The 24,409-nt window shown below is 42.1% G+C and carries 18 protein-coding genes and 2 pseudogenes; 1 reads left to right on the forward strand and 19 read right to left on the reverse strand.

The window, feature by feature from the left end; translation table 11 throughout:
* The 4 genes and pseudogenes from HGO23_RS00115 to HGO23_RS00130 all read right to left on the reverse strand — a co-directional run.
* Positions 1-3,186 (reverse strand): type III restriction-modification system endonuclease, encoded by a 3,186-nt coding sequence (locus HGO23_RS00115; protein ID WP_209027559.1) that lies wholly within the window; start codon positions 3,184-3,186, stop codon positions 1-3.
* A gap of 4 nt (positions 3,187-3,190) precedes the next feature.
* Positions 3,191-5,227 carry a site-specific DNA-methyltransferase gene (locus HGO23_RS00120; protein WP_416778805.1) on the reverse strand — a complete coding sequence of 679 codons (2,037 nt, stop codon included), beginning with the start codon at positions 5,225-5,227 and terminating at the stop codon, positions 3,191-3,193.
* Positions 5,228-5,631: 404 nt separating this feature from the next.
* Complete coding sequence (locus tag HGO23_RS00125; protein WP_209027561.1) at positions 5,632-7,536, reverse strand: site-specific DNA-methyltransferase; 1,905 nt, start codon at positions 7,534-7,536, stop codon at positions 5,632-5,634.
* 213 nt (positions 7,537-7,749) lie between these two features.
* Positions 7,750-7,885: pseudogene (locus HGO23_RS00130) on the reverse strand (IS110 family transposase); the annotation flags it as partial.
* Between the two features lie 235 nt (positions 7,886-8,120).
* Here HGO23_RS00130 and HGO23_RS00135 point away from each other — a divergent pair.
* A pseudogene (locus HGO23_RS00135) lies at positions 8,121-9,005 on the forward strand (IS982 family transposase).
* 95 nt (positions 9,006-9,100) lie between these two features.
* On the opposite strand, the gene glmS reads toward HGO23_RS00135, so the two are convergent.
* The 15 genes from glmS to asnC all read right to left on the reverse strand — a co-directional run bounded on the left by glmS (position 9,101) and on the right by asnC (position 24,273).
* Positions 9,101-10,930: a glutamine--fructose-6-phosphate transaminase (isomerizing) gene (glmS, locus tag HGO23_RS00140; protein ID WP_099137268.1), complete on the reverse strand. Its 1,830-nt coding sequence runs from the start codon at positions 10,928-10,930 to the stop codon at positions 9,101-9,103.
* Between the two features lie 258 nt (positions 10,931-11,188).
* Positions 11,189-12,568: a bifunctional UDP-N-acetylglucosamine diphosphorylase/glucosamine-1-phosphate N-acetyltransferase GlmU gene (glmU, locus tag HGO23_RS00145; protein WP_209028660.1), complete on the reverse strand. Its 1,380-nt coding sequence runs from the start codon at positions 12,566-12,568 to the stop codon at positions 11,189-11,191.
* Between the two features lie 234 nt (positions 12,569-12,802).
* A complete protein-coding gene (locus HGO23_RS00150; RefSeq protein WP_047679041.1) occupies positions 12,803-13,225 on the reverse strand; it encodes a F0F1 ATP synthase subunit epsilon in 423 nt (140 codons plus the stop codon).
* A gap of 21 nt (positions 13,226-13,246) precedes the next feature.
* Complete coding sequence (gene atpD, locus HGO23_RS00155) at positions 13,247-14,629, reverse strand: F0F1 ATP synthase subunit beta (protein WP_209027562.1); 1,383 nt, start codon at positions 14,627-14,629, stop codon at positions 13,247-13,249.
* Between the two features lie 34 nt (positions 14,630-14,663).
* Complete coding sequence (atpG, locus tag HGO23_RS00160; protein ID WP_038267015.1) at positions 14,664-15,527, reverse strand: F0F1 ATP synthase subunit gamma; 864 nt, start codon at positions 15,525-15,527, stop codon at positions 14,664-14,666.
* 72 nt (positions 15,528-15,599) lie between these two features.
* On the reverse strand, positions 15,600-17,141 hold the full coding sequence (gene atpA / locus HGO23_RS00165; protein ID WP_099137265.1) for a F0F1 ATP synthase subunit alpha: 1,542 nt from the start codon (positions 17,139-17,141) through the stop codon (positions 15,600-15,602).
* Between the two features lie 14 nt (positions 17,142-17,155).
* Entirely contained in the window at positions 17,156-17,689 is a 534-nt protein-coding gene (atpH, locus tag HGO23_RS00170; RefSeq protein WP_099137264.1) for a F0F1 ATP synthase subunit delta, read from the reverse strand.
* A 12-nt stretch (positions 17,690-17,701) separates the two neighbouring features.
* Positions 17,702-18,172: a F0F1 ATP synthase subunit B gene (gene atpF / locus HGO23_RS00175; RefSeq protein ID WP_099137263.1), complete on the reverse strand. Its 471-nt coding sequence runs from the start codon at positions 18,170-18,172 to the stop codon at positions 17,702-17,704.
* Between the two features lie 50 nt (positions 18,173-18,222).
* The gene (atpE, locus tag HGO23_RS00180; RefSeq protein WP_099137262.1) at positions 18,223-18,465 is read right to left on the reverse strand and encodes a F0F1 ATP synthase subunit C; all 243 of its coding nucleotides are present in this window, start codon (positions 18,463-18,465) and stop codon (positions 18,223-18,225) included.
* Positions 18,466-18,515: 50 nt separating this feature from the next.
* A complete protein-coding gene (atpB, locus tag HGO23_RS00185) occupies positions 18,516-19,340 on the reverse strand; it encodes a F0F1 ATP synthase subunit A (protein ID WP_099137261.1) in 825 nt (274 codons plus the stop codon).
* A 31-nt stretch (positions 19,341-19,371) separates the two neighbouring features.
* Positions 19,372-19,749, reverse strand: coding sequence for a F0F1 ATP synthase subunit I (atpI, locus tag HGO23_RS00190; protein WP_209027563.1), 378 nt, complete (start codon positions 19,747-19,749; stop codon positions 19,372-19,374).
* A 609-nt stretch (positions 19,750-20,358) separates the two neighbouring features.
* Complete coding sequence (gene rsmG / locus HGO23_RS00195) at positions 20,359-20,979, reverse strand: 16S rRNA (guanine(527)-N(7))-methyltransferase RsmG (protein ID WP_099137259.1); 621 nt, start codon at positions 20,977-20,979, stop codon at positions 20,359-20,361.
* Between the two features lie 12 nt (positions 20,980-20,991).
* Positions 20,992-22,881 (reverse strand): tRNA uridine-5-carboxymethylaminomethyl(34) synthesis enzyme MnmG, encoded by a 1,890-nt coding sequence (mnmG, locus tag HGO23_RS00200; RefSeq protein WP_209027564.1) that lies wholly within the window; start codon positions 22,879-22,881, stop codon positions 20,992-20,994.
* A gap of 398 nt (positions 22,882-23,279) precedes the next feature.
* Complete coding sequence (gene mioC / locus HGO23_RS00205) at positions 23,280-23,720, reverse strand: FMN-binding protein MioC (RefSeq protein ID WP_209027565.1); 441 nt, start codon at positions 23,718-23,720, stop codon at positions 23,280-23,282.
* Positions 23,721-23,811: 91 nt separating this feature from the next.
* A complete protein-coding gene (gene asnC, locus HGO23_RS00210) occupies positions 23,812-24,273 on the reverse strand; it encodes a transcriptional regulator AsnC (RefSeq protein WP_099137256.1) in 462 nt (153 codons plus the stop codon).
* Between the last annotated feature and the right edge of the window lie 136 nt (positions 24,274-24,409).

Raw genomic sequence — 24,409 nt, forward strand, 5'->3', positions numbered from 1 at the left:
TTAAGAGCAAAAATTAGCACTGAACGTATCAAAGTTATCGGCTTTAACAAACTTGGCAGCGTTGGGCACCTCTTTGCCATCTTTGTCTTTACTTAACGCATTGAAATGCTCAACGCCACACTTGATCTTGGCCTTTTCAGCCTCACGCAAATCATCTGAGAATATGCTTGATTTCGTTTCAACCACAAAGTAAAGCTTCTCCCCCGTTCCATCATCTTTGTCAATTAATACCGCCCAGTCAGGATTGTAACTGCCCAGCGGGGTATCAATCTTGAACCAAGATGGCAGTTTGGAATAAATCTTCACTTCTTCAGCACTTTCTAGCTTTTCAGCGAAGCTAAACTCGGTATCTGAATCGCAAATGATGTAGTCATATACCGACTTTTCAGCTTTCACCATATCTTTGAAGTAACCAGTCAGCTCTTCTTCTTGGAAAAGCTCTTGGGCATAGTATGCCTTGTCACCAATACGGTTATATTTAATGCCATCTACAATGGCAATACGCATCTGTTTACGGATAACTTCACCAGCTAATTCGATAAAGCGCTGAGGATTGCTTTTGAAGGCTTCCAGCTTATCGCCTAAACCTAACAGAATATCGATAATTGTCTGGCGGGTTAGATTGGTCTGATCGGTCAGATAAGTCACGATATCTGGCAACTGGAAGTTGCGATTGCGGTAATACTGAATCTTGGTTTTCTCATCATAAGCTTCCAGTTCAGCTTCAGTAACAGCAACCTTAACCTTGGTATACTGAAACCTGGCTCTGGCTACTACCACATTCGCTCTAATTTCCTTGATACAGTTTTCAACCAGCTCATTGATATTAAAGTTAACACGATAAGTCGTTTTGTATTTAATACGCCCCCAAAGAGCCTTGAAGTCTTCACCAAGTACAACCTGTTTACCGTTTGTATCTTTACACAAGGCTACAGAGCGCTTCTCTTCGTGTTTTTTCACATTCAAGCCTTTTGCCAGCTTCTTCAACGTGGCAACGATGGCGTCAGTATGCTCAGCAACACAGGAAGGCAGATTCACCTCGTTATTATTGATGGCAATTTTCAGCACATCCTGAATCTTGCCTTTACCATCAATATAACCTTGAGACAGAAGATGCTGGAAGATCTCTTCTGACTTTTTCGCTCCTAAGAAGACTTTCTGATCCAGCTCGCCAGAAACAACAATATTGGCAAATTGGTGAGACTCAACCACACCAAATTTAATGCCTTCTTCTGCTTCAATCTCTTTTTGTAGTTCAGAAACAAAGCTTTCATAAGACTCATTTGCCATAACGGTCAGGGTATTTACCTCAAAACCGTAAGGCACGCGTTCACCAGATTGATCAACGGCTAAACGTAGACCACGACCGATTTCCTGTCGTTTTTTAGTGATTGAGCTGGTTTCATTCAATGTACAGATCTGGAAAACATTTGGGTTGTCCCAGCCTTCTTTCAGTGCTGAGTGTGAAAAGATAAAGCGCAGCTTCTCATCCATAGATAGAAGCTTTTCTTTGTCTTTCATGATCAGATTATAAGCTGACTCATCAGCCGCGGTTTTCCCCCCTTCACCTTTAGCTGAAAACTTCGAGTCAGCGAACTGAGGGTTGCCAGAAGCATCTTTTTTCTTGTCCTGTGCAAAGTAACCACCATGCACTATTTGAGTGAGTTCTTGCAGTGCTATTTTGTTGATAGTGTATTTATCGCCATCATTGTCCCAGATTTTCGGGTACAACACGCGATATTTGGGCTTACTAACCTGTCTAGCAAACTCTTCTTCAAACCACTTGGCAAACTTACCCTGAACAGGAACGCCATCTTTAGAGTAGCCCCGGTAGTTGGCAACCTTATCGATAAAGAACAAACTCAGCACTTTAATACCTTTCTGGCTTAGGATTTTCGAGTGGTCGAGCTTGTCATAGCCTGTTGTTACCTTGTGGTAGAACTTCAGCTCTTTTTCCAGGTGCTCTTCAATAGTTTTAGCTATTTGAATGCGCTTAAAGACCTCCGAATCCACTTCACCAATAGCTTGCCCTAGGCGCACAATTTCATCGCGACTGGTAAAGTCAATATACTCATTACCTTCTTCGCAATATATATCGTTAACAATATAGCCTTCATAAACACTACGCCCACCCGAAAGTTCAAATAAGTCATTGAGCTGACCATCTTTGATGGTTATTACCTTACGTGGTTGTAGCTTGCCTGTGCGCGTTTGAGCGTCAATTGCAATTTTGGCAGAAATGGGGGACTTCTTATTATCAACACTCACTAGCTTAATGTAAGCTTGGTTATGCCCATCTTTAACATCCAGCGAAGCAACTTCAATTTGCTTAACCAGTTTGCGCTCATAGGCATCAATAGAGTCGAGTTTATACAGCAGGTGTGGTGCCTCCTTCAGCGTGGCTGAATAACGGAATGTACACAATGGCGCTAAGTTACCAATAGCTTCTTTTCGGTTTGCCGTTGATACAACTGACTGGGGTTCGTCAATAATGACGACGGGACGAGTAGCCTGAATAAATTCAATAGGCTTCATTCCGTTCAATCTGTCATCTGTACGGTGAATCAGATTCGCCGTAGTTTCTTTCGTAGGATCGGTGAATGACTTACTGAACGCATCAATATTGATCACCATGATTTGGATGTAATCATTGGTAGCGAAGTTACGCACCTGTTCGCGCTTTGATGAGTCATAAACAAAATAGTCATACTGGACGTTTTTGTACTGCTCCCGGAAGTGCTGCTCTGTGATTTGCAGTGATTTATAGACGCCTTCTTTAACTGCAATGGACGGCACCACGATAATAAACTTTGTCAGTCCATAACGCTGATTTAGCTCAAAGATAGAACGCAGATACACATAAGTTTTACCTGTACCTGTTTCCATCTCAACACTAAAATCTAAACTTGGCAGTTCTTGCTTTACGTTTTCAACCTGTGGCAAACCATTCTTTAACTGAACATTCCGTGTGTTGGTATAAATCTCATCAGGCAATAAGGTAAGCGCATTACCTACACCGATTTCGTTGTTTTTACCAAAGATATCCAGTTGCTGATTCGCCCACATATTATCAGCCACAGTAAAATTAGATTGAAATGTTTCCTGCTCTGCAAACACACCTAAAACAGCATCAACTGCATCTATTTGGTGTGATAAGTCCGATCTAAATTGAATCTTCATCATCATTACCTTAAATGCTCTTTACATCATCAATGCCGGATTGTTTTAGGATCTGAATCACATTAGTTTTAACTACACTGTCTGCAAAGCCTTGGTCTTTAAAAACGACTTGAGTACTTTCTGGATTGAGTTTTTCTTTCAGTTTAGCGATACCCTCAACCACCTGTTCAGTGATGTCATCATCCAGGCAAACCATTAAGGCACCTGCGCCAACAATAAAGACTTTTTTACCCTCTACAGTTGCTTCTTCAACATGGGTAGTTAATTCAATACCGTACTTTAGTAGGATTTCATAAAGAATATCTTCGACCGAGCGATCATCTTTAATTGATTTTAATGCGAGTTTAAGTGCTGGCTCCAAATTATCGAAGTTAACATCCCAAGAACGGATATTAGTTTCGTCTAGCTTAAATACTTTAAATCCATATTCTTGAGATTCAGTTTTGTATTTTTCAATACTCATTCTAATTCTTTGTTTTCCCAGTTCTGTTAAGCTAAGAGGCTTACCCAATTTATTTAAGTAATCCATTGACTCTTTTATTTGCTTTTTCATATCAGCACTGGCTAATTTGTAAGTGTCCTCTAAATTTTCTGGTAATTGAACTAATATGTAATTTAATTTAACATTGTTATTTTTACTTGCTATCATTGTCGCTTCACCAGTCGTTGCTGAACCAGCGAAGAAATCCAAAACGATATCTCCATCATTAAGACATTTTAAAGAGCTAATCAGTTCAGTCACTAGTTTTAATGGTTTTTTCCCATTTTTGTAAGGAACTCCACCTTCATTATCAAGCCCTGTGGTTTTAATATGAGCCCAAAAATCACCAGGATGAACAAATAGGTTATCAGAAGCAAATATTAATTGTAGCCTAGGATCTCGACTAGTTTCTGGATATGTTCCGCGTACAAGATATACTAATCCCTGAGCTGACTTAACAGAAAAAACACCACTTATTTTTTTGTTTTTCTTCTTTTCTTCGCTTAGTTTGTAAACACTACTAGATTTAACGCACTGACATATTCTCCAGCTATTATTGAAAAGCCATTCATTCTTTTTGGAAACTGGTCCTTTATATACTTCGGACAAAGACTTTAAATTTATGCCTGATAAAATTTCATCTAGTTTTTTTAACTGATCATCACTAAGATATTCCGAATCTTTTATAGAGTCATAAAAGTCTCTATTCTCCCTACTGAAGTTATCCAAGTATATATTATATTCTGAGTCCCACATAGGTTTCTTTATTAGTGTAAATTCAATATTATTGATACCACTCGGTTTTATAGTAATAATATATTCTTTTAATTTTGGAATAGTTCCTAGTTTTTTGACACTAGCCATTTTTAGGCCACTAGCTTCACTCATTTTAACCGCAATGACTTTAACGGCATCGTATCCAAATATTTCCTCACAAACCTTCACTAAATTAAAAACTTCATTATCATCTATAGATATATATATCATTCCTTCTGGATGAAGTAAGTTTTTAGCAACAAGCAACCGTGAAAATATCATATTTAGCCAGCTTGAGTGATACCTGCCAGAGGTTTCTCTATTAGTTGAATTCAATTGACCATTGATATTAATTTGCCCAGTTATCTCTAAATAGTTCCTTATATTATCATGATAATTATCTTTATAAACAAAATCGATACCAGTATTGTATGGCGGATCGATATAGATCATCTTTACCTTTTTATGGTAAGACTTCTGTAATATTTTAAGTACTTCAAGGTTATCACCTTCAATAAAAAGGTTCTCTGTGGTATCCCAATTCACACTTTCTTCTTTACAAGGGCGTAGAGTTCCTGTTGAAGGTGTTTGCGCAATCAAACGTGATTGCGCCTTACCATACCATGTAAAGTTGTAGCGTTCGTCGCTATCGTCAATCGCCTCACCAAGAACCGCTTTCAAAGCATCAAAGTCAATTTTTCCTTCAGAAAATACCTCAGGGAAAAGTTGTTTAAGTTGATCGATATTTTTTTGAGTGATATCCGCACTTTTGGACTCAGGGTAGTTCAGGGTGATCTTTTCAATTGTCATCAGAGGAATTCCATTTATTGCCAACTGAGCAAAACTCATGCTCGTGGTTCATATTCTTCGTTAAACTGTTAAATCATTGCTTTAATCACAGCAATTTACTGTTTAAGTGTAGTAAAGAATTCCTAATATATTGAAAGCCTGATAATCCTATTAACATAAAAACTACGGGCCATGCCCGGCGCACTAATAAAAAATCCGGCCAAGCTTACGCATATCTGGATAATAGGCGTCGTGTTGTTTCAGACCGATGCAATCTAGATTTGACAGTTCTTGCTTCGCATTTTCAACCTGTGGCAACCCATTTTTTAACTGAACATTCTGTGTATTGGTATAAATCTCATTAGGTAACCGCATCCATTTGGTGTGATAAGTCCGACCTAAATTGAATCTTCATCATCATTACCTTAAATGCTCTTTACATCATCAATGCCGGATTGTTTTAGGATCTGAATCGCATTAGTTTTAACTACACTGTCTGCAAAGCCTTGGTCTTTAAATACAACTTGGGTGCTTTCGGGGTCAAACTCTTGTTTCAGTTTAACAATGCCCTCAACCACCTGTTCGGTAATATCGTCATCAAGGCAGACCATCAACGCACCTGCACCAACTACAAAGACTTTTTTGCCTTCAACTGTAGTTTCTTCCACTTGTTCAGTCAGCTCTAAACCATATTTCAACAAGATTTCATAAAGCACATCTTCAGGTATACGGTCATCTTTGATAGATTTAGCCGCTAGTTGCAGAGCAGGTTCTAAGCTTTCAAAGTCAGCATCCCAAGAGTGAATATTTGTTTGATCTAATTTGAAAAACTTAACACCTTGAGTTTTATCTTCTTCTAAAATGGCATTTTTTATTCTTTTTAGGGAAATTCTGGAAATCAATTCTGGTATTGACTCTTTAGTACAATACTCTGTTGCGCCAGCATTTTTTGAGACAGACTCAGGCAATTGAACCAATATAAACTTTCTTCTACCGCTATCTTTCTTATTTTGTTTTAACACAGCATGACCTGTAGAACCACTTCCAGCAAAAAAGTCAAGAATGATATCTTCACTATCTGTGACCTTCATTAAGTGTTCAATTAATCCTGTCGGCTTTGGATAATCAAAAACAGATGAACAGAGAAGGGCTTCAACCTCTTTACTTCCTTGCTTCGTTGTAAAATCTGTTATTATTGTTTTTGGATGTTCGGTGCCTCGCTTTTTAACATACTGAAGAACACCATTGGGTTTGAAGAAGAACTCAATAACCTGCTGTCCTTTAGAGTCAAAAGTATCATTTCCTGATAGCCAATTTTCTATTTGGCTCTTCATTGTCCAACCTGCTTTTAGAGTGACTTCACTAGCTAAGTATCCATTCTTACATTCAAATACACCGGAAGTAACTTCAACGATTTCTTTATCTCCAAATATTGATGGAAACGTTTTATTTTCACCTAAAAACTTGACTCCAGCAGGGAAGGTTATTTCTGACGCAGGGTTTTTAAAGCTAACCTTTTTTATTGCACGATCAGAAATTAAGCTATCATCTCCCTTATAAACAATATGAGGTAATTGAGATATATCTTTTGCATATGCCAAGATATATTCATGTTCTCTGGTAAAAGTTGATGCTGAGGTTCTTCCACTCTTCCAAATAAATCTTTCAACAAAATTATCTTCACCAAATATTTCATTGCACAAATTGGACAAATTAACAACTTCATGTTCATCTATAGATATAAATATAATTCCACCATCGGATAATAAATTTCTGGCTAATTTCAATCTTGGGTAAAGCATATTTAGCCAATCTGTATGATACCGACCCGATGTGTCAGAATTAGTGCTAAAAGGCTTACCTTGATTATTTACTTGCCCCGTTAATACCTGATAATTTCTTATGTTGTCATGGAAATTATCCTTATAAACAAAGTCATTACCCGTGTTATAGGGCGGATCGATATAGATCATCTTTACCTTTTTATGGTAAGACTTTTGTAATATTTTAAGTACTTCAAGGTTATCACCTTCAATAAAAAGGTTCTCTGTGGTATCCCAATTCACACTTTCTTCTTTACAAGGGCGTAGCGTACCTGTTGAGGGTATTTGAGTAATTTGGCGAGCACGAGTCTTACCATTCCAAGTAAAGTTAAAGCGTTCGTCTGAATCATCAACAACTTCACCAAGAACCGCTTTCAAAACATCAAAGTCAATTTTTCCTTCAGAAAATACCTCAGGGAAAAGTTGTTTAAGTTGATCGATATTTTTTTGAGTGATATCCGCACTTTTGGACTCAGGGTAGTTCAGGGTGATCTTTTCAATTGTCATCAGAGGAATTCCATTTATTGCCAACTGAGCAAAACTGATGCTCGTGGTTCATATTCTTCGTTAAACTGTTAAATCATTGCTTTAATCACAGCAATTTACTGTTTAAGCGTAGTAAAGAATCCCAAAAACCTCTCATTCCTGATAATCTTATTAACATAAAATGAGAGGTGAAACTGAAACCATTGAAGTATCAATATTCCGCTGAATTGAAGATCGCATTGATGGTTGTGATGCAGCCTCGCAGATAGCTTCTGCATCAATGAAATCATTTTTATTGCTTTTAACAAAAGGCCGGACAAACTGGGGGATAAATTAACTTGGCTTCATGCCCTAAGTCAGCTACCCCCCTCAATGTTTGTATTAATCTGCCTTTTTTGATCTCAGTTTTTTGCATCCTGTTAAATCACCTAGCATTCCAATTAATACACACCAATCAAAAAGACGATTAAATAATCAATTATAAATATCAGGACAATTATAATGTTCTCTAATTAACCCGAATTCTGGATAAAGAATTGACGAGGGGCCTGTTCCAGGAGCAGTGTTTTGGTGCGCGCCGAAACAGCTCCGGGGAGGAACAGGCCATGGATAACTTAGTTGAAGTTTTCTGTAATGTCGATGATTTTTGCCACTTTTTTATCCCACAGTGGACACAATTTTGTCTTGATAATGGATACCGCCTGCGCCGTAGGAAAGGCCATATGTATCCCAGTGAAATCATGACCATTTTGATCCTCTTTCACATGTCGCATTACCGTCACTTTAAAGCCTTCTACTTGGAATTTCTCTGGAAATATCATCACCCTGATTTCCCCACCTTGCTCAGTTATACCCGTTTCGTCAGTGTCGCGCCTGCCGTTTTGGTTCCTCTGTGCAGTTATCTGACTAAATTAAAAGGAAAACCCACAGGCATTGCTTTTATTGATTCCACCAGTTTGAAAGTTTGCCATAACATCCGCATTCCCCGCCATAAGGTCTTTCAGGGGATAGCCCAACGCGGAAAAACTTCAATGGGTTGGTTTTACGGTTTTAAGTTACATTTGGTCGTCAATCATCAGGGGGAAATTCTGGCGCTTAAAGTGACTGCCGGTAATGTGGATGATCGGGAGCCCGTTCGCGAATTAACAACAGAATTAACGGGATCTCTTTACGGTGATAAAGGTTACCTCAGTCAAGAGCTCGCGGACGATTTAGGCAAAACCGGTGTGACTTTCATCACCCAAAAACGCCGAAACATGAAAGCCCGTCTGCAAGACGCATGGGATAAAATAATGTTATCAAGGCGTTTTATCATTGAAACGATTAATGGACAATGAAAAATAATTTCTCAAATAGAACACTCGCGCCACCGAAGTGTAAACGGATTTTTGCTGACTGTTTTAGGTGGGCTGATTGCTTACTGCCTTAAATGGAAAAAGCCATCACTGAACATTTTCTATTCGGAAAACGATTTTTCAATGACAGCTTAAACAGAATTCGGGTTAAGTTAGTTACGTGCAAACTCCCCAAACGCTGTGAGATCTGCCTTCATAAGACAGATCTCTGACAGTTAACTACAACACCATTACTCCACCGTCACCGACTTCGCCAGATTACGTGGCTGATCAACATCTGTACCTTTGATCAATGCAACGTGGTAAGACAGCAATTGCAGTGGCACGGTATAGAAGATCGGGGCGATCAACTCTTCTACGTGTGGCAGGGAGATGATCTTCATGTTTGTGCTGTCGGTGAAACCGACGTCCTGATCTGCGAAGACGTACAGCAACCCACCACGGGCGCGGACTTCTTCGATATTAGATTTCAGTTTTTCCAGCAGCTCGTTGTTTGGTGCAACGATGATCACTGGCATATCCGCATCAATCAGCGCCAATGGGCCATGTTTCAACTCACCAGCAGCGTAGGCTTCGGCGTGAATGTAGGAAATCTCTTTCAGTTTTAGTGCACCTTCAACCGCGATCGGGTATTGATCGCCACGGCCGAGGAAAAGTGCGTGATGTTTTTCAGAGAAATCTTCAGCCAGTGATTCGATAACCTTGTCTTTCGACAACATGCTTTCAATGCGGCTTGGCAATGCATGCAGGGCATGAATAATATTTTGTTCGAGAGAAGCATCAGCGCCTTTCAAGCGTCCCATGTAAGCCACAAGCATCAGCAATACAGTTAACTGGGTAGTAAAGGCTTTGGTGGATGCGACTCCAATTTCTGCGCCCGCTTTGGTCATCAGAGCAAAGTCAGATTCGCGTACCAGAGATGAACCCGCTACGTTACAGATAGTCAGTGAAGTCAGATAACCCAACTCTTTGGATAAACGCAATGCTGCCAAAGTATCCGCTGTTTCACCGGATTGGGACAAAGTAATCAGCAAACTTCCTTTACGGCATGCAGGCTTGCGGTAACGGAATTCAGAGGCAATTTCCACATCACATGGAATACCTGCCAGTGATTCAAACCAGTAGCGTGAAACCATACCGGCATTGAAAGAAGTTCCACAGGCAACGATCTGGATATGTTCAACCTGAGAAAGTAATTCCTCTGCGTTAGCGCCCAACTCTGACAGATTTACTTCGCCATGGCTCAAACGGCCTTCCAGCGTGTTTTTAATTGCCATTGGCTGTTCGTAAATCTCTTTCTGCATGTAGTGACGGTAGATACCTTTATCACCAGCATCATACTGAACGTTGGATTCAATCTGCTCACGTTCAACCACTTCACCCTGCACATTAAAAATGCGAACAGTACGGCGGGTAATTTCTACAATGTCACCTTCTTCCAGATAGATAAAGCGGCGAGTCACAGGCAGTAATGCCAGTTGGTCAGATGCCAAGAAGTTTTCACCAACTCCCAAACCAACAACTAATGGGCTGCCAGAACGTGCCGCCACCAGTACGTCTGGTTGATGGCTATCCATAATTACGGTGCCATAAGCGCCACGCAATTGTGGGATAACACGCTGTACCACTTCCAGCAATGAGCCACCTTGTTGCTGTTCCCAGTGAACAAGATGAGCAATGGTTTCAGTATCGGTATCAGAAGAGAAGCTATAACCACGTGTTTTCAATTCTTCACGCAGTTCTTCATGGTTTTCAATAATACCGTTATGCACAACCGCAATATGTTTAGAAACATGAGGATGTGCGTTGCGCTCGCTTGGTTCTCCGTGTGTCGCCCAACGAGTATGAGCAATGCCAGTACCACCGATAACGGGCTGTTTATCCGCTTCATCAGCCAGCATCTGTACTTTGCCCACTTCACGCAGACGAGTTATCTGATTTTCGCTATCGACAATGGCCATGCCCGCAGAATCATAGCCACGGTACTCCAGACGACGAAGACCTTCTATCAATATTTCTGCTATATCACGCTGTGCTACTGCACCAACGATTCCACACATGTGTTTTATTCCTAAAAACAGGGCTAATAAGCGCCCTTTTTATGTCGTACAACCTGATTGTCTTACGGCAAATCGCGTTCTGGCTTTGCCGACCCCCGAGCTTTGTAGAGATGGGGTTACCCGTCGTCTTTCAAGCTGCCTCTTTGTTGGATACGCTCACTCACCCCGGTCACATAGTTTGCTATGCTCCTAGGGATTCATTCCCTTGCCGCCGCGATGCAACTCGAAATCCATAGGGTATTATTGTTTTTTTGTATTTTATTTTTTCTTAACAGGACGTTTCCAGCCCTGAATATGAGTTTGCCTGACACGGCTGATGACCAGCTCATTCTCAGCAACATCTTTTGTTACAGTAGTTCCTGCTCCAATGGTTGCACCTTTATCAACTTTCACAGGCGCAACAAACTGGCTATCAGAACCCACGAATACGTCATCGCCAATAATGGTTTTAAATTTATTAGCGCCATCATAGTTACAGGTAATGGTTCCTGCACCAATATTCACATTATTGCCAATTTCAGAATCACCAAGATAAGTCAGGTGCCCCGCCTTAGAACCTAAGCCGAGGAAGGATTTTTTCATTTCAACGAAATTGCCAACATGCGCTTTTTCCGCCAGTTTAGAACCAGGACGTAGACGAGCAAAAGGCCCCACAGTACATTCAGAGCCGATTTCAGAATCCTCAATGACAGTATAAGGGCTAATGACTGCGCCATCACCAATAACGCAATTTTTCAGAATACAGCCAGAGCCTATCTGAACGTTATTCCCCAATACAACATGACCTTCAATAATCACATTGGTATCAATGGTGATATCGCGACCATGTTCTAGTTTTCCGCGCAAATCAAAACGAGCCGGATCCAGCAACATTACGCCTGCCAGCAATAATTTTTCAGCCTGCTCAGACTGGTAAATACGTTCCAATGCAGAAAGTTGAAGGCGATTGTTAACTCCTTCCATTTCACTTAGACGGCATGGATGGACTGCTTTTATCTGACGACCTTCTTTGTGTGCGAGTGCAATAACATCAGTGAGATAATATTCACCCTGAGCATTATTGTTTTCCAATTTGGATAACCAGCGTTTCAAATCACCACCATTCGCAACCAAAATACCGGTGTTGATTTCGTTGATTTTACGCTGTTCGTCAGTCGCATCTTTTTGTTCAATAATGCCTGTCACTTCGCCATTTTCACGAATAATACGGCCATATCCGGTTGGATTATCCAAAATAGCTGTCAGTAAACCAATACCACCCTCTGGTTTAACCTTGATAAGACGCTCTAACGTATCTTCAGCAATCAGAGGCACGTCACCATAGAGGATCAGAATATCTTCATCATCCGCAAAGTGTGGTGCTGCCTGCTGCATTGCATGGCCAGTACCTAACTGTTCTGCTTGCAGTACCCAATTTAGTTTTTGGTTAGCAATTTTTTGGCTTGAAAGTGTTTGTTTCATCAAATCACCGCCATGCCCATACACCAGGTGAACTTGCTGAGCACCCAATGCCATTGCTGTATCAATAACATGCTGAACCATCGGCTTGCCTGCCAATAAGTGCAAAACTTTAGGGAGGTCAGAATACATCCGAGTTCCCTTGCCAGCGGCCAGAATAACAACACTTTTTGCACTCATCGGCTTAGGAGTAACTGGATTAGGAACAATTGCTTTGGGTGTAATAGACATAAGAAACCTGACAATTCCAATCTTAAGTATGAAAGTAAACCTGTTTACGAAATAAATTGCTACATATTTCGCAATGCAAAAAAGCCAGTTAGCTCTACTAACTGGCTTTTTATCTACTGCCTGTTCCCTTTATTTTCAAGTTATAGCTTGTGCGGCTGAAACCTGAAATTTATCGGGTCAATCCTACATCAGCTTTTTCGTCAGCTCGATTACACGAAGTTTTGCAATCGCTTTCGACAATTCAGCAGATGCCTGAGCATAATCAACATCGCCATGGGAGTTACGGATATGTTCTTCCGCCTTGCGCTTGGCTTCAAGCACTTTGGCTTCATCCAAATCCTTACCACGGATCGCTGTATCGGCCAGTACGATCACGCCGTTTGGCTGAACTTCCAGAATACCACCTGACAGGTAGATAAACTCTTCTTCACCAAACTGCTTAACAATACGTATCATGCCCGGTTTTATGGCAGTAAGCAGTGGTGTGTGCTGAGGATAAATCCCCAACTCACCTTCACTGCCAGTCACCTGAATTTTCTGTACCAGCCCTTCAAACATCAGTTTTTCAGCGCTGACTACGTTCAGGGAGAACGTCATTGCAGCCATATCAACCTCCCGTCAGCCGTATTAAAGCTTTTTCGCTTTTTCCACAGCTTCTTCGATGGTACCAACCATGTAGAACGCCTGCTCTGGCAGGTGGTCATAATCACCATCCAGAATGCCTTTGAAGCCACGGATAGTGTCTTTCAGAGGGACGAACTTACCTGGTGAACCGGTAAATACTTCTGCAACGAAGAATGGCTGAGACAGGAAGCGCTGGATCTTACGAGCACGAGCAACAACCAGTTTGTCATCTTCTGACAGTTCATCCATACCCAGAATGGCGATAATGTCTTTCAGTTCCTGATAACGTTGCAGGATAGACTGAACACCACGAGCAACATCATAGTGCTCTTGACCAACAACAAGTGGGTCAAGCTGACGGCTGGTTGAATCCAGTGGGTCAACCGCCGGGTAAATACCCAGAGATGCGATCTGACGGCTCAATACGACAGTTGCGTCCAAGTGAGCAAAGGTTGTCGCTGGCGATGGGTCAGTCAAGTCATCCGCAGGAACGTAAACGGCTTGTACGGAAGTAATTGAACCCGTTTTGGTTGAGGTGATACGTTCTTGCAGAACACCCATCTCTTCCGCCAGTGTTGGCTGATAACCTACCGCAGATGGCATACGACCCAACAGTGCTGATACTTCTGTACCTGCCAGGGTATAACGATAAATGTTATCGACGAACAACAGAACGTCACGGCCTTCATCACGGAATTTTTCCGCCATAGTCAGACCAGTCAGAGCAACACGCAGACGGTTTCCTGGTGGCTCATTCATCTGACCGTATACCAAAGATACTTTGTCCAGTACGTTTGAATCTGTCATTTCATGATAGAAGTCGTTACCTTCACGGGTACGTTCACCAACACCGGCAAATACAGAATAACCGGAGTGTTCGACCGCGATGTTACGGATCAATTCCATCATGTTAACGGTTTTACCTACACCCGCACCACCGAACAGACCAACCTTACCCCCTTTTGCGAATGGGCAGATCAAGTCCATAACCTTAATACCGGTTTCCAGCAGTTCCTGAGAGTTAGACAACTCTTCATAGGTTGGTGCAGTTCGGTGAATTGACCAGCGCTCTTTTTCGCCAATCTCACCTTTCATATCAATTGGATCACCCAGTACGTTCATTATACGACCCAGTGTCGCTTCACCTACTGGTACTTCAATTGGATGCCCCAAATCAACTACGTCTAAATTACGGCGCAGACCATCAGAGGTACCCATTGCAATACAGCGAACGATACCGCCGCCTAACTGCTGCTGAACTTCCAGCACCAGTTTTTCTTCACCGTTTTTAACCTCAAGAGCATCGTACACTTTTGGTACGTTGTCCTGAGGGAATTCGACGTCCACCACGGCGCCGATTACCTGGATAATCTTTCCAGTAGCCATATTGAATCCTCTACGTAATTCGTAAACCTAGCTATTAAACCGCAGAAGCACCCGAAACGATTTCGGTGAGTTCCTGAGTGATGCTGGCCTGACGAGCCTTGTTGTAAACCAACTGTAACTCTTTGATCAGGTTGCCGCCGTTATCAGTTGCGGCTTTCATCGCTACCATTCGTGCGGCCTGTTCACTAGCCAGGTTTTCAACGACGCCCTGATAAACTTGCGATTCTATATAGCGGCGCAGCAGGGTATCCAACAGCGCCTTAGGATCAGGTTCATACAGATAATCCCAGGACTTCTTCTTCAGTGTTTCATCGTCTCCGGCTGGCAGAGGCAATAACTGAGTGATTGTCGGAACCTGAGACATTGTATTGTTGAACTTGTTTGTCACTATATACAATTTATCCAGACGCCCTTCGTCATATGCTTGCATCATGACGCTGACTGGCCCGATCAACTCGGACAATGATGGGTTATCTCCCATCCCTGTTACTTGGGCAACAATGTTGCCACCAACAGAAGAAAAGAAAGAAACCGCTTTTGATCCAATAAGTGCCAAATCAACCTGGACTTTTTTATCTGACCAGTCTTTCATTTCTATTAGCAATTTTTTGAACAAGTTAATGTTCAAACCGCCACATAAACCACGATCAGTCGAAACAACCACATACCCAACGCGTTTCACTTCACGCTCTTCAAGGTATGGGTGTTTATATTCCAGATTCCCTAACGCAAGGTGTCCAATCACGCTGCGAATGGTCTCTGCATAAGGACGGCTGGCCGCCATGCGATCCTGCGTTTTACGCATTTTGGACGCGGCGACCATTTCCATCGCTTTAGTGATTTTCTGCGTGTTTTGCACACTGGCGATTTTGGTACGTATCTCTTTTGCGCCGGCCATTTCTGCTTCTCCGAATTCAACCAGACGGCCCGTGTTTTTTCATTAAACAGAATCAAACAGGGCCGAATAGTGTTACCAGGACTGAGTCGCCTTGAAGGAATCCAACAGAGCTTTCAGCTTCGCTTCGATCTCTCCGTTGTAATCGCCAGACTGGTCAATCTCTTTCAGAAGATCAGCATGTTCATGGCTGGCATATGCCAACAGCGCAGATTCGAAACTGACCACTTTCGCGATTTCGACGTCTTCCAGATAGCCACGCTCAGCAGCAAACAGAGACAGCGCCTGTTGTGCGATGGACATTGGCTGATACTGTTTCTGTTTCAACAGCTCAGTTACTTTCTGACCGTGATCCAACTGTTTACGAGTCGCATCATCCAGATCAGAAGCAAACTGGGAGAATGCCGCCAGTTCGCGGTACTGAGCCAGAGCAGTACGGATACCACCGGACAGTTTCTTGATAATCTTGGTCTGAGCAGCACCACCTACACGGGATACGGAGATCCCCGGGTTAACTGCTGGACGAATACCTGCGTTGAACAAAGCAGATTCAAGGAAAATCTGACCATCGGTAATGGAGATAACGTTTGTCGGTACGAATGCAGAAACGTCACCAGCCTGGGTTTCGATGATTGGCAGCGCAGTCAGAGAGCCTGTTTTGCCTTTCACTTCGCCATTGGTGAATTTTTCAACATAGTCAGCGTTAACACGCGCTGCACGTTCCAACAGACGGGAGTGCAGATAGAAAACGTCACCCGGGAATGCTTCACGTCCAGGCGGACGGCGCAGCAACAGAGAAATCTGACGGTAAGCAACAGCCTGTTTAGACAGGTCATCATAAACAATCAGAGCATCTTCACCGCGATCACGGAAGTATTCACCCATCGCACAACCAGAATATGGTGCAAGGTATTGCAAAGCCGCAGATTCAGAAGCGGATGCAACAACAACGACGGTGTTTTCCAGTGCGCCGTGCTCTTCCAGTTTACGAACTACGTTAGCAATGGTAGAAGCTTTCTGACCAATCGCTACATAGATACATTTGATACCGGAATCACGTTGGTTAATGATCGCATCGATAGCCAGAGCAGTTTTACCCGTCTGACGGTCACCGATAACCAGCTCACGCTGACCACGGCCGATTGGGATCATGGCATCAACAGATTTGTAACCTGTCTGGACAGGCTGGTCAACGGATTGACGATCGATAACACCTGGAGCAATGACTTCAACAGGTGAGAAACCATCATGTTCAACAGCGCCTTTACCATCGATTGGCTCACCCAGTGTGTTAACAACACGACCAAGCAGACCACGACCAACAGGTACTTCCAAAATACGACCTGTACATTTGACTTTCATGCCTTCGGCCAAGTCAGCATACGGGCCCATCACAACAGCACCAACGGAGTCACGCTCCAGGTTCAGTGCAATTGCATAACGGTTGCCAGGCAAAGAGATCATTTCACCCTGCATAACATCGGCTAAACCGTGGATACGAATGATACCGTCGTTAACGGAAACAATCGTACCTTCATTGTGAGCTTCGCTCACGACATTGAACTGAGCAATACGCTGTTTGATCAGTTCGCTGATTTCGGTGGAATTCAGTTGCATATGCTCCAGTCCCCTTAAGACTGCAAGACGTCTGTTAAACGATCCAGACGGCCACGAATACTGCCATCGATCACCATGTCACCCGCACGGATAATCACGCCGGCAATAACAGACTTGTCAATTTTGCAATTCAGCTTCACTTTGCGTGACAGACGTTTTTCCATCGCCACAGAAATTTTAGCCTGCTGCTGCTCATTCAGTTCGGATGCAGATATCACTTCAACATCGATAGTTGATTCCAGTGACGCACGCAATTGGATAAATTGCTGGAAGACTTCTGGCAATACCAGCAAGCGACCATTCTCTGCCATTACACGAATAAAGTTACGAGCATGCTCATCTACCTGCTCACCACAAATGGTGATAAAGGTATTGGCTAACGTTTCCGGTGCCAATGAACCGGAAAGCAGCTCACCAACCTGCTCATTGCGAGTTACCTCAGCAACGAACGCCAGCATGTTCTGCCAATGTTCGAGAGATTGGTGTTCCACAGCAAAGTCAAAAGCTGCTTTGGCGTAGGGGCGAGCTACAGTAGCGAATTCAGACATGCCCCTCCCTCCTTACAGTTCAGCGACCAGTTTATCAACGATGTCGCTGTTAGCAGCTTCATCCACGGAACGTTCGATGATTTTCTCGGCACCTGCGATAGCCAACATCGCAACCTGTTTACGTAGCTCTTCACGAGCGCGCTTGCGTTCAGCTTCAATTTCAGCCTGACCTTGCGCGAGGATTTTGCTACGTTCCAGCTCAGCTTCGGCCCTAGCATCATCAATAATCTGGGCTTTTTGTTTATTAGCCTGCTCGATGATAGCGTGCGCATTCGCTTTCGCTTTTTTCAGTTGGTCGGTCGCATTGGCTTGCGCTAAGTCCAGGTTCTTTTTAGCACGCTCTGCTGAAGCCAAACCGTCAGCAATTTCTTTCTGACGCTTTTCAATGGCCGCCATGATTGGTGGCCATACATACTTCATACAGAACAAAACAAACAGGACAAACGCGATGGCCTGGCCGAGGATTGTTGCGTTAATATTCACGGCACAATACCTCTATTTCAATTAATGAATCGGCGTAATTTTCAGTTCTGCTAGTTAGTACCGACAGCGAACATCATATACAAGCCCAGGCCTACAGCGATCATCGGAATGGCGTCAACCAAACCCATAACGATAAAGAACTGAGTACGCAGCAGAGGGATCAGATCAGGCTGACGAGCAGCGCCTTCCAAGAATTTGCCCCCAAGGATGCCGATACCGATCGCAGCACCGATAGCAGCCAAACCCATCAGAATAGCGGCAGCTATGTACAGCAGATCCATGTTTATATCCATGACAGTCTCCAGTTTGTTTCAGTTAAAACATTATTAATGATTGATAGAAATTAATGCTCTTCAGATGCCATCGACAGATAAACGATCGTCAGAACCATGAAAATAAAGGCTTGTAACGTAATAATCAGTATGTGGAAAATCGCCCATGGCAGGCTGAGCATCCACTGTGACCAAAACGGTAAGAGAGCCGCAATAAGAATAAAGATCAGTTCGCCAGCATACATATTACCAAACAGTCGCAGACCGAGTGATATAGGTTTAGACAGCAAGCTAACCCCTTCCAGAATTAAGTTAATCGGAATAAACAGCGGATGATTGAAAGGCTGCAATGTCAGCTCCTTCGCAAAACCACTAATTCCTTTCATCTTAATGCTATAGAACAGGATGAGGACAAAGACTCCAAGTGCCATCGACAAGGTGACACTAACATCTGCTGTTGGAACAATACGCAGAGCAGGCAAGCCGAAGACACGTTCACCGATCAGAGGAATGAAATCGATTGGCAGCAAGTCCAACATGTTCATCAACAACACCCAGACGAACACAGTCAAAGCCAAAGGGGCAATCACTTTGCTCTTCCCGTGATACATATCACGTACAGTGTTATCAACGAAACCGATAATCATTTCTATTGCAGTCTGGAATTTACCCGGTACGCCATCAGTAGCGTGAACCGCGACTCTCCTGAATACAAACAGAAACAACATCCCTAATACAACGGAGAAAAAAAGCGAGTCAATGTTCAACGTCCAGAACGTTGCTTCATAGCCACTAGCGTGGGGATTGACCAACTCAAAAGTACGTAAGTCTAACTGAAGGTGTCTCAGATGGTGACTTATGTACTCTGAAGTTGAAACTTCTCCTGATGCAGACATGATGCTTTTTACCCTTTTATTGTTAAAAACACTAACCGTTCATTACGGCAGGTGCGATGATCTGCACAATCAGCACCGCTAAATAGGCTACACCAAGTGGTGCAAATGCCGCCTTGAACACCCCTAAGGCAACTATCAGCATAGCTATCGAAATGATAACCTTAACCCCTTCTCCAATAGCGAAGAACCATGCAATGCGTACAGGAACATCCTGTTCTTTTGCCTTTTGGAAATGGGTAAGCAACATAAAAATGACGTTTGGGAGCCAATATGCCAACCCACCAGCAAAAGCAAAAACACCCCATTCGATACTTTTGGTATAAAAAGCCGCACTGAGAATAACAAAAGTCATTAACTGCAAAAGTAACAGTTTCAGTGCAATTCTACCGCTATAAAGGGATACAGACATGACTTTTGTTTTCTCCCTGAAGTACACCATTGCATATCAAGCTTTGCTGAACGTTGTATAAAACTGTCTTTGTTTAAGAGTGTCAAGTGACAAAAACGTGCAAATTATACGGGCAGCCAAAATGAATTCAATCCATAAGTAGCGAAAAAGTGAATAATTATTTAAATTTCTAACTTTGATGGTAGATTGCTCACAAATACCATTTAATATTTTGTAACGATTAATCTATCGACTCAAAAATTAAACGTGATACATATCACACTAAATTAAGACATTAATACTACTAACCATTAAATATGTGATGAAAATCATTTATTTTTTCATATAAAATCAAACAATTAATATTATTGCTATCAATTTTTATCTGATATATCACTAAGAAATTTTAAAAGTTTATTTTGCACACTTTCTCTAAAATTTATTTATAAAGAAAATGGATACTCCTTCTTAAAAAGAACAATTTGCTCAATATAAAATTAAAGTTATTTTTCTGTGATCTATCCGTAAATAAAGATGAAACGATTGGAGTATATAATTAGTAACGCCCGAAACAATATAACTATGGTTAGCGTCACTAATTATTTAAACTTTTATTGATAAACAGTAAAGTCAGTTTTGTTTAAGTACAACCAAATGACGCTGCCCTTCTAGTTCTGGTATTTTCAGAGGGATCACGGCATCAAGGCTGATACCTGAAGGTAACTGAGCCAGCTCATCTTCTGGTAATACACCTTTCAGAGCATAAAAACGCCCATCATCAGTTTCAGGAAGATGATGACACCATGACAACATATCTTGTAAAGATGCAAAGGCTCTGCTGATCACACCGTCAAAAAGCACTTCGGGAATAAACTCTTCTACCCTGCTCTGTATTGGTTCAATATTATTGAGGCCCAATTCATGTTGAACCTGAAGCAGAAAACGAACTCGTTTTCCCAAACTATCCAATAAGGTGAAATGAGAATCAGGTCGCACAATCGCCAATGGAATACCTGGCAAACCAGGCCCCGTACCAACATCAATAAACCGTGTTCCCTGCAAAAATGGATTAACGACAATGCTATCCATGATATGCCGGACTAACATCTGCTCAGGATCCCGAATAGATGTGAGATTGTAAGCCTTATTCCATTTGTTGAGCATAGCTACATAAGCAATAAGCTGTTGTTTCTGCTCCAACGATAAAACAATGTCGGTCTTCGCCAACAGAGATTCCAATTTGTTAAGCAAAGCTTTGTCCTCTTAGGCACTACGGCGCAATAAACCCTGTTTTTTCAGCCATACCAGTAAGATGGAGATTGCTGCTGGTGTGATACCAGAAATACGTGAAGCTTGACCAATTGAATTTGGTTTATGGTCACTTAGTTTTGCAACAACTTCATTGGAAAGTCCACTGACTTGTTTATAATCCAGATCGACAGGTAGTGCCGTGTTTTCATTGCGCAGTTGTTTTTCGATCTCTTCTTGCTGACGGGCAATATAACCTTCGTATTTAACTTGGATTTCAACCTGATCTGCCGCCTGAGGTTCTGTCAGCCCCGGAGCAAAACGTGGCATTGATGTCAGTAATTCGTAGTTCATTTCCGGGCGACGCAGTAAATCTTCACCATTAGCTTCTTTTGACAGTGGTGTTTTCAGCACTTGATTGATTTCATCCAAATTGTCAGATTTTGGATGAACCCAGATATCGCGTAAACGCTGGCGCTCTTGTTCGATCATTTCAACTTTGCGGGAATAATGTTCCCAACGCAGATTATCAACTAACCCCAATTCACGACCTTTTTCAGTCAGACGAAGATCCGCATTGTCTTCACGTAACATCAAGCGATATTCTGCACGTGATGTGAACATCCGGTAGGGTTCTTTTGTTCCCAATGTGCATAGATCATCAACCAGAACACCAACATAGGCTTGATCACGACGAGGGAACCATCCTTCTTCATTTGTGGCATAACGGGCAGCATTTAGGCCTGCCAGCAATCCTTGTGCTGCCGCTTCTTCATAACCTGTCGTACCATTGATCTGCCCGGCAAAGAACAGACCGTTAATAAATTTACTTTCTAGTGTTTGTTTTAAATCACGTGGATCAAAGAAATCATATTCGATCGCGTAACCTGGACGAACAATGCGTGCATTTTCCATTCCTTTCATGGAGTGAACGATCTGCATTTGCACGTCAAACGGCAGACTGGTTGAGATCCCGTTCGGATAAATTTCGTTGCTGGTGAGTCCTTCTGGTTCAAGGAAGATCTGATGCGCGTTACGATCTGCGAAACGTATAACCTTATCTTCGATAGAAGGACAATAGCGTGGGCCGATCCCTTCAATGATCCCCGCATACATCGGGCTGCGATCCAAGTTATTCCGGATCACTTCATGGGTTTTTTCGTTGGTATGGGTGATGTAGCACGGGATCTGCTGCGGATGTTGATCCATGTTGCCTATGAATGAGAATACAGGTGTTGGGTTATCACCGAATTGTTGTTCGAGCTGGCTAAAATCAATGGTTCGAGCATCGATACGAGGTGGAGTACCCGTTTTCAGACGAGAAACACGTAAAGGTAATTCACGTAAACGATGTGATAAAGCGATCGAAGGAGGATCACCAGCACGTCCGCCGCTGTAATTTTCTAAACCGATATGAATTTTTCCGTCAAGGAAAGTACCTACTGTCAGAACAATAGACTTTGCCTTAAATTTCAAACCCATACGTGTAACAACACCAATAACGGTATCATTTTCAACGATAAGATCTTCAACGGATTGTTGGAAGATCATTAAGTTAGATTGATTTTCTAATACAGTTCTTACTGCTTGTCGATACAGTACACGATCTGCTTGTGCGCGTGTAGCTCGAACAGCTGGACCTTTGCTAGCATTGAGTGTTCTGAACTGAATACCAGCTAGATCGGTTGCTTTTGCCATCAGACCGCCGAGTGCATCGATCTCTTTTACCAGATGCCCTTTACCGATCCCACCAATGGCTGGATTACATGACATCTGGCCCAAAGTATCAATATTGTGAGTCAGTAATAAGGTTTGACGTCCCATACGTGCAGCTGCCATTGCTGCTTCAGTACCAGCGTGACCACCGCCGATAATGATGACGTCAAAATGCTCTGGATAAAACATATGCGAACCTTTAATTGTAAGAATGCTTCGTATGAATTTGCATTGGGGAGGGTAATTCTACTCAAGTTTGGGCGTTAGACCAAGTAAGAGTTGATCATCATTATTTAAAATAAGATCTTTTTATTTAAAGATCTTTTTATTTAAAGATCTTTTTATTAGATCTTTTATTAGGATCACGATCATCTGTGGATAAGTGAATTTTATATAGAAAGATCATAGCGCTGAAAAGGATCATTTGCTGTGAATGATCCGTGATCCAACACAGTATAAGCTGGGATCTAAAAGCCATGTTATTCACAGCTGATAGATTTAATCTCAGTTATTAAATGGATAACTACGAGTTAACCCCTGTTTTTTATCAAAGTTATCCACAGTTGATCGCTATATTTTTAATCTGATCAGAGTAACTTTGCCCACTCTTTGACCCATTCTTCGGCTGGATCTTCAGGTATTTCGTATTGTTGGATGTCTATTTCCAGTCGATCGCCGATCCTTTTTGCTTTGTGATCTGCCAATAACTGCTCTAATGATCTTATAGCGCCACAGAATGTGTCATATTCAGAACTACCAATGCCAACTGCGCCAAATGTCACACGACTGAGATCAGGGTGCTGTTGTATGATCGCATCTGCAAAAGATTGTAGGTTTTCCGGTAAATCGCCAGCTCCGTGTGTTGATGTGACTACAAGCCACAGCCCTTCCAGAGGAAGATCATCTAATGAAGGGCCGTGCAGTACTTTTGTTGAAAAACCGTGATTCTCTAAGATCTCAGCTATATGTTCAGCAACGTATTCAGCGCTACCCATAGTACTGCCGCTGATTAAAGTTATCGTGCTCATTGTGATCCTTGTTAACGTTAAAGAATAACTATTGTACGTTGTGAATCTTCTGGGATCTACTTGTGGATAATGTGGTTATGTGCTTTTCATTTCAGGGTCTTATTGTCCTCATAATCGGATTTTGCAGGGAGATCAACGTCTCTGTTGACTGAATTTCTTCAATAGTCTGGATCTTATTGATAAGTACATCTTGGAGAGATTCGATAGAACGACACATTACCTTGATAAATATACTGTAATGCCCAGTGGTGTAATAGACTTCAACCACTTCATCTAGCTTATCGAGTTTCTGTAATGCAGCCGGATAATCCTTGGCACTTTTTAGGATGATGCCGATAAAGCAGCACACATCGAATCCTAGTTGCTTGGCACTGATGTCAACTCGGGTACCTGAAATAATCCCTGCTTGTTTCATTTTTTCCACACGGACATGGATTGTCCCTGGGCTGACTGCGAATTTTTTGGCTAATTCTGCATAAGGTGTACGTGCGTTATCCATCAAAGCGTGAAGGATGTCACGGTCTAAATTATCGATCTGATAAATTTCCGTCATTTTTAATCCCTATTTTTAAATGATATTCATTTTTATAGTGTAAAAATTATCGTTTATAAATATTTATAGATATTTTTATTATCATATATTGAATTTATACCCAATTTTGTTGCTTAATCTATATCAACAGGACACA

The organism is Xenorhabdus budapestensis, from assembly GCF_017743015.1.
In the GTDB taxonomy this organism is placed as follows: Bacteria; Pseudomonadota; Gammaproteobacteria; order Enterobacterales; family Enterobacteriaceae; genus Xenorhabdus; species Xenorhabdus budapestensis.

What these genes read in the sequence shown, in the direction of transcription:
- mnmG (WP_209027564.1), bottom strand. Translation starts at nt 22,881, where the DNA reads ATGTTTTATCCAGAGCATTTTGACGTCATCATTATCGGCGGTGGTCAC.
- glmS (WP_099137268.1), bottom strand. Translation starts at nt 10,930, where the DNA reads ATGTGTGGAATCGTTGGTGCAGTAGCACAGCGTGATATAGCAGAAATA.
- atpI (WP_209027563.1), bottom strand. Translation starts at nt 19,749, where the DNA reads ATGTCTGTATCCCTTTATAGCGGTAGAATTGCACTGAAACTGTTACTT.
- HGO23_RS00125 (WP_209027561.1), bottom strand. Translation starts at nt 7,536, where the DNA reads ATGACAATTGAAAAGATCACCCTGAACTACCCTGAGTCCAAAAGTGCG.
- atpG (WP_038267015.1), bottom strand. Translation starts at nt 15,527, where the DNA reads ATGGCCGGCGCAAAAGAGATACGTACCAAAATCGCCAGTGTGCAAAAC.
- HGO23_RS00120 (WP_416778805.1), bottom strand. Translation starts at nt 5,227, where the DNA reads ATGACAATTGAAAAGATCACCCTGAACTACCCTGAGTCCAAAAGTGCG.
- atpH (WP_099137264.1), bottom strand. Translation starts at nt 17,689, where the DNA reads ATGTCTGAATTCGCTACTGTAGCTCGCCCCTACGCCAAAGCAGCTTTT.
- asnC (WP_099137256.1), bottom strand. Translation starts at nt 24,273, where the DNA reads ATGACGGAAATTTATCAGATCGATAATTTAGACCGTGACATCCTTCAC.
- atpE (WP_099137262.1), bottom strand. Translation starts at nt 18,465, where the DNA reads ATGGATATAAACATGGATCTGCTGTACATAGCTGCCGCTATTCTGATG.
- atpB (WP_099137261.1), bottom strand. Translation starts at nt 19,340, where the DNA reads ATGTCTGCATCAGGAGAAGTTTCAACTTCAGAGTACATAAGTCACCAT.
- atpA (WP_099137265.1), bottom strand. Translation starts at nt 17,141, where the DNA reads ATGCAACTGAATTCCACCGAAATCAGCGAACTGATCAAACAGCGTATT.
- atpD (WP_209027562.1), bottom strand. Translation starts at nt 14,629, where the DNA reads ATGGCTACTGGAAAGATTATCCAGGTAATCGGCGCCGTGGTGGACGTC.
- HGO23_RS00150 (WP_047679041.1), bottom strand. Translation starts at nt 13,225, where the DNA reads ATGGCTGCAATGACGTTCTCCCTGAACGTAGTCAGCGCTGAAAAACTG.
- glmU (WP_209028660.1), bottom strand. Translation starts at nt 12,568, where the DNA reads ATGAGTGCAAAAAGTGTTGTTATTCTGGCCGCTGGCAAGGGAACTCGG.
- mioC (WP_209027565.1), bottom strand. Translation starts at nt 23,720, where the DNA reads ATGAGCACGATAACTTTAATCAGCGGCAGTACTATGGGTAGCGCTGAA.
- HGO23_RS00115 (WP_209027559.1), bottom strand. Translation starts at nt 3,186, where the DNA reads ATGATGATGAAGATTCAATTTAGATCGGACTTATCACACCAAATAGAT.